The sequence below is a fragment of the Streptomyces sp. NPDC041129 genome, from assembly GCF_055592265.1.
Genome location: NZ_JBVIYV010000003.1, coordinates 602,679 through 612,194 on the forward strand (window position 1 = coordinate 602,679; position 9,516 = coordinate 612,194).

At 71.8% G+C, this 9,516-nt stretch carries 7 protein-coding genes; 1 reads left to right on the plus strand and 6 read right to left on the minus strand.

Going from position 1 to position 9,516, the window contains the following annotated elements:
* Positions 1-160: 160 nt before the first annotated feature.
* A complete protein-coding gene (locus ACZ6B1_RS15590; RefSeq protein WP_468778538.1) occupies positions 161-2,065 on the minus strand; it encodes an AMP-dependent synthetase/ligase in 1,905 nt (634 codons plus the stop codon).
* A 151-nt stretch (positions 2,066-2,216) separates the two neighbouring features.
* Between ACZ6B1_RS15590 and ACZ6B1_RS15595 the strand changes: the two genes are divergently transcribed.
* Complete coding sequence (locus ACZ6B1_RS15595; RefSeq protein WP_468778539.1) at positions 2,217-2,450, plus strand: DUF6480 family protein; 234 nt, start codon at positions 2,217-2,219, stop codon at positions 2,448-2,450.
* 39 nt (positions 2,451-2,489) lie between these two features.
* Here the strand turns inward: ACZ6B1_RS15595 and ACZ6B1_RS15600 are convergent, their stop codons facing one another.
* The 5 genes from ACZ6B1_RS15600 to ACZ6B1_RS15620 form a co-directional block, all read right to left on the minus strand.
* Positions 2,490-3,578, minus strand: coding sequence for a glutamate--cysteine ligase 2 (locus ACZ6B1_RS15600; protein ID WP_468778540.1), 1,089 nt, complete (start codon positions 3,576-3,578; stop codon positions 2,490-2,492).
* A 90-nt stretch (positions 3,579-3,668) separates the two neighbouring features.
* Positions 3,669-5,876 (minus strand): 1,4-alpha-glucan branching enzyme, encoded by a 2,208-nt coding sequence (glgB, locus tag ACZ6B1_RS15605; protein WP_468778541.1) that lies wholly within the window; start codon positions 5,874-5,876, stop codon positions 3,669-3,671.
* Positions 5,877-5,880: 4 nt separating this feature from the next.
* Positions 5,881-7,245: a maltokinase N-terminal cap-like domain-containing protein gene (locus tag ACZ6B1_RS15610; RefSeq protein WP_468778542.1), complete on the minus strand. Its 1,365-nt coding sequence runs from the start codon at positions 7,243-7,245 to the stop codon at positions 5,881-5,883.
* A 31-nt stretch (positions 7,246-7,276) separates the two neighbouring features.
* On the minus strand, positions 7,277-8,995 hold the full coding sequence (gene treS / locus ACZ6B1_RS15615; RefSeq protein ID WP_468778543.1) for a maltose alpha-D-glucosyltransferase: 1,719 nt from the start codon (positions 8,993-8,995) through the stop codon (positions 7,277-7,279).
* On the minus strand, positions 8,992-9,516 hold a 525-nt coding region (locus ACZ6B1_RS15620), incomplete at its 5' end, for an alpha-glucosidase C-terminal domain-containing protein (RefSeq protein ID WP_468778544.1). The genes treS and ACZ6B1_RS15620, both read right to left, overlap by 4 nt.

Here is a 9,516-nt window from a genome sequence, read left to right on the forward strand (position 1 = left end):
GCCCCGGCGGCGGGGGCCGGGCGGCCCCTTCCGACCAGGGCGGTCGTCGTTGCTGATCACTCCACTGCTGCGGGTTCCCACAGCCGCGCCGGATATCCGCCCCCTCGCGTCCGGGCCCCGCGCGGAGCCCGGCCCCTCTCCGGCGGACCGCGCGCACCCCCTAGCGGAAGACGCTGTCCGGCTCGTCCCAGTCGGCCGGCTCCTGAGCGGACGGCCGCCGTGCCGCCCGGGACCGGGCCTCGTACATCGCGTCGATCTCGGCGGCGTAATGCCGCGCGATGGCGTCGCGACGCAGCTTCAGCGACGGCGTCAGCAGACCGTTGTCCGGGGCGAACGGTTCCGGGAGGACACGGTAGACCCTGATGGACTCGGCGCGGGACACCGTACTGTTGGCCGAGGCGACGGCCCGTGCGATCTCCTCCATGAGCGCGTTCTCCTCGCGCGCCTCACGGCCCGCCGACTCGCCCTGCAGCGCCAGCGCCGCCCGCCAGTGCGCGAGGAACTCCGGGTCCAGGGTGATCAGGGCCCCCACACAGGGCCGGTCGTCGCCCACCACCACCGCCTGGTGCACCAACGGATGCAGCCGCAGCCGCTGCTCCAGCGGTGCCGGCGCCACGCTCTTGCCGCTGCTGGTGACCAGGACGTCCTTCTTGCGGCCGGTGATCGTCAGATATCCCTCGGAGTCCAGCAGGCCGATGTCCCCGGTGGCCAGCCAGCCGCCGTACGCGGCGCCCCGGCCGCGTCCCTCGTCGCCGACATAGCCCTGGAACACCGATGGGCCGCGCACCAGGATCTCCCCGTCGTCGGCGATCTGGACCTCCGTCCCCGGCAGCGGACAGCCCACGGTCCCGGACTTCTCCCGGCCGAGCGGCTGCATGGTGATCCCGCCGGAAGTCTCCGTCAGACCGTAGCCGTCGTGGATCTGCAGGCCGATGCCCTCGTAGAACAGGGACAGCTCGCGGCTGAGTGACGAGCCGCCCGAGCTGCCGCGCGTCGCGCGCCCGCCGAGCGCCTCACGCAGCTTGCGGTACACCGTCCGCTCGTACAGGGCGTGTTGGAGGCGCAGGTCCAGTCCAGGGCCCGGTCCGCGGCCGAGCCGCCTGCGCTCCTGCGCCCCGGCGAAGTCCCGCGCGGTCTGCGCCGCCCGCTCGAACAGGGCGCCGCGGCCCGCCTCGTGGGCCGTCCGCAGGAACGTCTTGTAGAGCTTCTCGAAGACCGACGGCACCCCGTACAGATACGTCGGCCGGAAGGTGCGCAGCGCCGAGGCGAGAGCGGCCCCGGTCATCTCGGGCTCGTGCGCCATCAGCACCCCGCCGCGCAGGCACACCTGCTGGATCATGATCCCGTACACATGCGAGAAGGGCAGGAAGGCGAGCACGGACGCCTGTTCGCCCGGCGGCGCCGCGGTGTGCCCCCAGCCGGCCAGCAGGGTGTCGCAAGGGTAGGCCAGGCCGCGGTGGCTCAGCGCGCAGCCCAGCGGCCGGCCCGAGGTGCCCGAGGTGTAGGCGATGGCCGCCGTCGCGTCCGGCAGCACGATCCGGCGCAGCGAGTCCACCGTGGTCAGCGGGACCGGCGCGCCCTGCTCCGCCAGGCGGGGCAGGGCACCCGCGTCGAGCTGCCAGACGTGCCGCAGGCGCGGCAGACCCGCGCACACGGTGCCCACGGTCATCGCGCCCTGCTCGTCCTCCACCACGATCGCCACGCAGCCGGCGTCCCGCAGGATCCACTCCACCTGGTCCCGGGCGGACGTCGGATGCACCGGCACGACCTCGGCGCCGACGGTCCACAGCGCGTGGGCGAACACCGTCCACTCGTACCGGGTCCGGGCCATCAGGGCCACCCGGTGCCCGGGCGAGATCCCGGCGGCCACCAGGCCCTTGGCCAGGTCGGTCACCTCGTCCCGCAGCTCGACCGCCGTCACCTCCTCCCAGCCGCCGGGCGCCGCGTCCGAACGGCGGGCCAGGACCGGCAGGGCCGGGGTCCGTTCCGCGGTCTCGTAGACGCTGTCGGCCAGCCCGCCGGTCAGCGGGCGTGCGGCTGCTGGAGCGAGGGCGTCGTCGCGCATGCGCTGCTCCCGGGGTGTACGGAGGGTGACTCCGCCGGTCGGCTCTGTGCCGGCGGTGCTCGAATCTAGCCCAGGCAAACGGTTTCGGGACCCGGATCAGGCAAGTCGTGATCGGGTGATGATCTGGGCGTGTCCGGGGGACTCGGGAGACATGACTCATGTGAACCCAGATCCGGAGCCCGAGCGGACCACGGGGCTGGAACCCGGAGGCGGGGTCCCGCCCGGCGAGACACCGCCCGCCGAGAGCAGCATGCCCGAGGCCGGGCCCCGGGAGACGCACAATCCGACCAAGGGCTGGGCCAAGGCGCCGCTGACGCTGATCCTCGTCCTCGTCGTCCTGATCGCGGCCTTCTTCCTGATCTACGCCCTCGTCCTCATCCTCTGATCCGGCGGGCGGGCGCGGCCGGCCCGGAGGCGGGCGCCGTCAGTCCTGGGTGCGGCGCACACACTCGGTGACGACGTCCCGCAGGCTGCCGCCGCGCTCCATCAGCAGCCGCTGCTCGCGGGCGCCGTTGCCCCGGCGCAGCAGCGTCTCGACGGCCTCCTCGACACGGCCCTCGTCGTCGCTCTCCCGGAGCGCGTCCGCGGTGTGGTCCAGCAGCGCGCGCAGCACCTCGGCGGCGGGGCGGGGCCGCAGGGTTCGGGGGTCGAGCAGGTTCCCGTCCAGGCCGGACCGGGCGGCCTGCCAGGCGGCCAGCCTCAGCAGGCTCACGCTGTGGTCGGCCGGCGGCCGGCCGTCCCGCCACTCCCGCGCCGCCGTCTCCACCAGGGCGCGGACCAGCGTGGCGACGAGGACGGCGGTGTCCGCGCGCAGGCACACGTCCGCCACCCGCACCTCCACGGTCGGGTAGGCCGCGGACAGCCGGGCGTCGAAGTAGACCATCCCCTCGTCCAGGATGACCCCGGTCGCCACCATGTCCTTCACCCGGCGGTGATACCGCTCGGCCGAGCCGAACAGCTCCGTCGGCCCCGCCGACGGCCAGCGCCCCCACACCCGGCTGCGGTAGCCGGCGTAACCGGAGTCCCGGCCCTGCCAGTAGGGCGAGTTGGCGCTCAGCGCGGTCAGCGTCGACAGCCACGGCCGGATCCGGTCCAGGACCGCGACGCCCTCCTCGTCCGACTCCACCGACACATGCACATGGCAGCCGCACACCAGCTGCTCCTGGGTGGCGATGCCGTACTGCCGGGCCATCCACTCGTAGCGGTCGTTCATGCTGATCGACGGGCTGACCGGGAGCGGGGAGGCGGCGAGCGCGGTGACCGCGCAGCCGATCTCTCCGGCGTGCCGGGCCGCCTCCTTGCGGCAGCGCACGATCTCCGCGCCGAGAGCCGCCATGTCCGACTGCGGATGCGTGGCGAACTCCAGCATCTGCCCGAACAGCTCCTTCTCGAAGACGTCCTGTCCGGGATCGTCCTGAGCGGCGCGGGCGAGGACGGCGGCCGAAAGCGCCCTGGGCTCGCCGCTGTCCGGGTCGACCAGAAGGAGTTCCTCCTCCACTCCCACCGTGCGCAAGGTCGTGCCGTCCTTCCGTCCGTGCCCCCAGGGGCAGTCGCGAGTCATACGACCCCGACTGCCCCTGGGGCGGCGGTCGACACCTGCGGCTCAGTGCTCGGGGCGCAGCCAGACCGTGGCGAGCGGCGGCAGGGTGAGCCGCAGGAACCCGTCCTCGGGCTTGAGCGCCCCGGGAGCGCCGACACCGACACCGCCGCCGCCGTAGCGGACGTCGTCGGTGTTCAGCGCCTCCGACCAGGCGGGGGCCTCCTCGGGCACCCACAGCCGGTAGTCGTGCCGCACGACCGGGGAGAGGTTCGACACCGCGAGCAGCGGGGACCCGCCGGCGTCGAACCGCAGGAACGCGAAGACGTTGTCGTCGGCCGCGTCGCACAGCACCCAGCGGAAGCCGCCCGGATCGGTGTCCCGCTGCCACAGCGCGGGAGTGTCCCGGTACAGCGTGTTCAGGTCCCGGACCAGGTCCCGCACACCGTGGTGGTCACCGGCCGCGCAGTGGTCCGCGTCCAGCAGCCACCACTCGGGCCCGTGCGCCTCGGAGAACTCGCCGCCCTGCGCGAACTCCTGCCCCATGAAGAGCAGTTGCTTGCCCGGATGGGCCCACATGAAACCGAGGTAGGCACGGTGGTTGGCCCGCCGCTGCCACCAGTCGCCCGGCATCTTGGACACCAGCGCCTGCTTGCCGTGCACGACCTCGTCGTGCGAGATCGGCAGGACGTAGTTCTCGGTGTAGGCGTACACCATCGAGAAGGTCATCTCGTTGTGGTGGTACTTGCGGTGCACCGGCTCCTTCTGGATGTACTCCAGCGAGTCGTGCATCCAGCCCATGTTCCACTTCAGCCCGAAGCCGAGCCCGCCGCTGTCCGTCGGCCGGGTCACCCCGTCCCAGGCGGTGGACTCCTCGGCGATGGTCACCACCCCTGGGCAGCGCCGGTAGACGGTCGCGTTCATCTCCTGCAGGAAGGCGACCGCGTCCAGGTCCTCCCGCCCGCCGAAGACGTTCGGCGTCCACTGCCCGGAGTCGCGCGAGTAGTCCCGGTAGAGCATCGAGGCGACGGCGTCCACCCGCAGCCCGTCGATGTGGAACTCCTCGCACCAGTACACCGCGTTGGCGACCAGGAAGTTGCGCACCTCCGTACGTCCGTAGTCGAACACGAACGTGCCCCAGTCAGGATGTGTGGCGCGCCGGTCGTCCCCGGGTTCGTACAGCGGGTCCCCGTCGAAGCCGGCCAGCGCCCAGTCGTCCTTCGGGAAGTGCGCCGGCACCCAGTCCATGATCACGCCGATCCCGGCCCGGTGGCAGGCGTCCACGAAGTACCGGAAGTCGTCCGGAGTGCCGAGCCGGGCGGTCGGGGCGTAGTAGGAGGTGACCTGGTAGCCCCAGGAAGGGCCGTAGGGGTGCTCCATGACCGGCATCAGCTCGACGTGGGTGAAGCCCAGGTCCTTGACGTACACCGGGAGCTGCTCGGCCAGTTCACGATAGGTCAGGCCCTTCCGCCAGGACGGCAGATGGACCTCGTACACCGAGAAAGGCGCCTCGTGCACCGGAGTGTCGGCGCGGTGCGCCAGCCAGTCCCCGTCGCGCCACTCGTGGTGGGCGGCCGTCACGACGGAGGCCGTGTCGGGCGGTGCCTCGGTACGGCGCGCCATCGGGTCGGCCTTGAGGAACCGGTCGCCGTGCCGCGAGGTGATCTCGAACTTGTACCGCGCTCCCTCGCCGATGCCGGGCAGGAACAGCTCCCACACGCCGGACGCGCCGAGCGAGCGCATCGGGTACTGCGTGCCGTCCCAGTACGTGAACTCCCCGGCGACGCGCACACCTTGGGCGTTCGGCGCCCAGACGGTGAAGCGGGTGCCCGCCACGTCGTCGTGGGTCATGGGCTCGGCGCCGAGCGCCTGCCACAGCCGCTCGTGCCGGCCCTCGCGGATCAGATGGAGGTCCAGCTCGCCGAGCGCGGGCAGGAAGCGGTACGGGTCGTGCGTCTCCTGCTCGGCGTCGTCGTAGGCCACCCGCAGGGTGTAGGACGGGATCCCGTCGTACGGAAGTACGGCGGCGAAGAGGCCGCCGCCCTCCGAGACGAGGTCGTGGTGCTCGCCGTCGACCACGACGCGCACGGCGCGGGCGTTCGGGCGCAGCGCCCGGAACAGGACGCCGCCCGGCACCGGGTGGGCACCCAGCACGGCGTGCGGGTCGTGGTGCGCGCCGCCCAGCAGGCGGTCACGCTCCGCGGGATCGAGCGGCGGGGCCGCGGCCGCGGCGGGTCCGGCGGACTCGGGAAGCACGGTGTCGCGCAGTGCCATGACGTCAGCCTCCCCACACGGCGAGCCGCTTGATCGCCGCCATCGGTACCGGTAGCCAGTCCGGTCGGTGTCTCGCCTCGTACAGCACCTCGTAGACCGCCCTGTCCGTCTCGTGCGCGCGCAGCAGCGCGTGCTTCTTGCGTGGGTCCCAGCCGGCGCGGGCCGCGTAGCCCGCGCAGAACGCCTCCCGGCAGCGGCGCGCCCATTCGGGACGCCAGGGGCGGCGCTGCCGGGCCGCGTAGTCGAAGGAGCGCAGCATCCCGGCCACGTCCCGCACCGGGGACTGCGCGGCCCGCCGCTCGGCGAGCGGCCGGGACGGCTCCCCCTCGAAGTCGATGACGAACCAGTCGCGCCCGGCGCGCAGCACCTGCCCGAGGTGCAGATCGCCGTGGATGCGCTGGGCGGGCGGCCCGGTGTCGCAGGTGGCCAGCGCGCCGAACGCGGCACGCAGCCCGGGGATGTAGGGGCGCAGCCCCGGTACGGCGTGCGCGGCGGCGTCCAGCCGGGCGCACATCGCCTCCGCCGTACGCCCGTTCTCGCCCGGTCCGGCGGGCGGGAAGGCCTCGGCCAGTGCCAAATGCACCTCGGCCATGGCCCGGCCCAGTTCGCGGGCCTCGGCGGTGAAGTCGTCGCCGGCGGCGAGCGCGCGCAGGGCCAGCGTCCAGCCGTCGGTGGCGTCGGGCAGGAAGGGCTGCAGCACACCCAGCGTGGCCGGCCGGGGGGCGGTCGTGCTGAACCAGGCGACCGGGGCCGGCACCCGGGCGCAGCCCTGCGCGGCCAGCGCCCCGGGCACCTCCAGGTCGGGGTTGACGCCCGGCTGGATGCGGCGGAACAGCTTCAGGATGTACGCGTCGCCGTAGACGATCGAGGAGTTGGACTGCTCGGCGTCCAGCAGCCGCGGCGGCAGCCCGCCGGGCAGCTCCACGGCCGGAGCGGTCTCGAAGCGCAGCGGACCCGCCGACCCGGGGCGGCGCAGCCGCTCCAGGAGCAGATGGGCGGAGCGCGGGTCGTGCAGGGCGTCGTAGACGGCGAGTCCGGCCAGCGGTCCCTCCCCGGCCCGGCCGATGAACGCCCGCTCCAGCCGCGGGGCGACCTGCTCGCGCAGCCCGAGCAGGAGCTGGTAGCAGTCACCGGGCGGGGGAGTGCCGCCCGGCGTGGGCACCGGCGCGTGCGAGGCGTGCACCAGCAGGTGCAGGCACCCGGGGAACAGCTCGGTCACGGACAGCACCGACAGATCGGTGACGGGCCGGTCCTTGCCCGCGAACCAGCGTTGCTCGGGCAGCCAATCGCGCAGCAGCGCGCCCAGCGAGGCCAGCGGCCGGTCGGCTCCGGCCGTGGTTCTCGGCCGGAGGGTGATGGTCTTCGGCATGGTGACGCGTCCTTTCCTCGGCGCCGGGCGCTCAGCGGCGGCGGCCGATGCGGGATGCGACTCGGGTGAGCCGGAACCAGTAGAAGCCGTGGCCCGCGAGGGTCAGCAGGTAGGGCAGTTCACCGATGGCGGGGAACCGCACCCCGCCGATCAGCTCCACGGGATGCCGTCCGTCGTAGGCTCGCAGGTCGAGTTCGGTGGGCTGCGCGAACCGGGAGAAGTTGTTGACGCACAGCACCAGGTCGTCGCCGTACTCGCGCAGGAACGCCAGGACCGCCGGATTGGACGACTGCAGCTCGGTGTAGGACCCGAGCCCGAAGGCGGGGTTCTGCTTGCGGATCTCGATCATGCGGCGCGTCCAGTGGAGCAGGCTGGACGGGGAGGACATGGACGCCTCGACGTTGGTGACCTGGTAGCCGTAGACGGGGTCCATGATGGTGGGCAGGAACAGGCGCCCCGGGTCGCACAGGGAGAAGCCGGCGTTGCGGTCGGGGGTCCACTGCATGGGGGTGCGGACGGCGTCGCGGTCGCCGAGCCAGATGTTGTCGCCCATGCCGATCTCGTCGCCGTAGTACAGGATCGGGCTGCCGGGCAGGGACATCAGCAGGGCGGTGAACAGCTCGATCTGGTTGCGGTCGTTGTCGAGCAGGGGCGCGAGCCGGCGGCGGATTCCGATGTTGGCGCGCATCCGCGGGTCCTTGGCGTACTCGGCCCACATGTAGTCGCGTTCCTCGTCGGTGACCATCTCCAGGGTCAGCTCGTCGTGGTTGCGCAGGAAGATGCCCCACTGGCAGTTCGACGGGATCGCCGGGGTCTTGGCGAGGATCTCCGATACCGGGTAGCGGGACTCGCGGCGTACGGCCATGAAGATGCGCGGCATGACGGGGAAGTGGAACGCCATGTGGCACTCGTCGCCGCCGGAGGTGTAGTCGCCGAAGTAGTCGACCACGTCCTCGGGCCACTGGTTGGCCTCCGCCAGCAGCACGGTGTCCGGGTAATGGGCGTCGATCTCCTTGCGGACCCGTTTCAGGAACTGGTGCGTCGCCGGCAGGTTCTCGCAGTTGGTGCCCTCCTCCGCGTAGAGGTACGGCACCGCGTCGAGACGGTAGCCGTCGATACCCAGGTCCAGCCAGAACTTCAGGGCGGCCAGGATCTCCTCCTGGACGGCCGGATTCTCGTAGTTGAGGTCCGGCTGGTGCGAGAAGAAGCGGTGGAAGTAGTACTGGCCGCGCACCGGGTCGAAGGTCCAGTTGGAGACCTCGGTGTCGACGAAGATGATCCGGGCGTCCTCGTAGCTCTTGTCGTCGTCGGCCCACATGTAATAGTCGCCGTACGGGCCGGCGGGGTCCTTGCGGGACTCCTGGAACCACGGGTGCTGGTCGCTGGTGTGGTTCATGACGAAGTCGATGATGACGCGCATGCCGCGCTGGTGCGCCGCGTCCACGAACTCCACGAAGTCGGCGAGGTCACCGAACTCGGGGAGCACGGCGGTGTAGTCGGCGACGTCGTAACCGCCGTCTCGCAGGGGGGACTTGAAGAAGGGCGGCAGCCAGAGGCAGTCCACTCCCAGCCACTGCAGATAGTCGAGCTTGGCGGTCAGGCCCTTGAGATCGCCGATGCCGTCGCCGTCACTGTCGTGGAACGAGCGGACGAGCACCTCGTAGAAGACGGCGCGCTTGAACCACTCCGGATCCCGGTCCTTGGCGGGAGTGTCCTCGAAAGTGTCCGGCACGGGGTCATTGACAGTCATGACGCTGAGGGCCCTCCGATCTGGGGCGTCGATCGCCCGACGTGGAGCACGTGCGCCGGCGCCCGGCCGGGCGTGAGACGCACGTAGTTGGTCCTGCCCCAGTGATAGCTCTCACCTGTCAGTTCGTCGTGCACGGACAGGGCGGCGTTCCGGTCCAGGCCGAGTTGCGGCATGTCCAACGAGACCGTGGCCTCCTGGGTGTGGTGCGGGTCGAGGTTGACGACCACGATGACCGTGTCCGGGCCCGTGCTCTTGCTGTAGGCGAGCACGTTGTCGTTGTCGGTCCGATGGAAGCGGAGGTTCCGCAGACGCTGTAGCGCGGGATGCTGCCGGCGGATGGTGTTGAGCCGGGTGATGAGGGGGGCGATGGTGCGGCCCTCGCGTGCGGCGGCCGCCCAGTCGCGGGGTTTGAGCTGGTACTTCTCGGAGTCGAGGTATTCCTCGCTGCCCTCCCTGAACGGGGTGTTCTCGCAGAGTTCGTAGCCGCTGTAGATGCCCCAGGCGGGGGAGAGGGTCGCGGC

What these genes read in the sequence shown, in the direction of transcription:
- ACZ6B1_RS15610 (WP_468778542.1), bottom strand. Translation starts at nt 7,245, where the DNA reads ATGCCGAAGACCATCACCCTCCGGCCGAGAACCACGGCCGGAGCCGAC.
- glgB (WP_468778541.1), bottom strand. Translation starts at nt 5,876, where the DNA reads ATGGCACTGCGCGACACCGTGCTTCCCGAGTCCGCCGGACCCGCCGCG.
- treS (WP_468778543.1), bottom strand. Translation starts at nt 8,995, where the DNA reads ATGACTGTCAATGACCCCGTGCCGGACACTTTCGAGGACACTCCCGCC.
- ACZ6B1_RS15595 (WP_468778539.1), top strand. Translation starts at nt 2,217, where the DNA reads ATGACTCATGTGAACCCAGATCCGGAGCCCGAGCGGACCACGGGGCTG.
- ACZ6B1_RS15590 (WP_468778538.1), bottom strand. Translation starts at nt 2,065, where the DNA reads ATGCGCGACGACGCCCTCGCTCCAGCAGCCGCACGCCCGCTGACCGGC.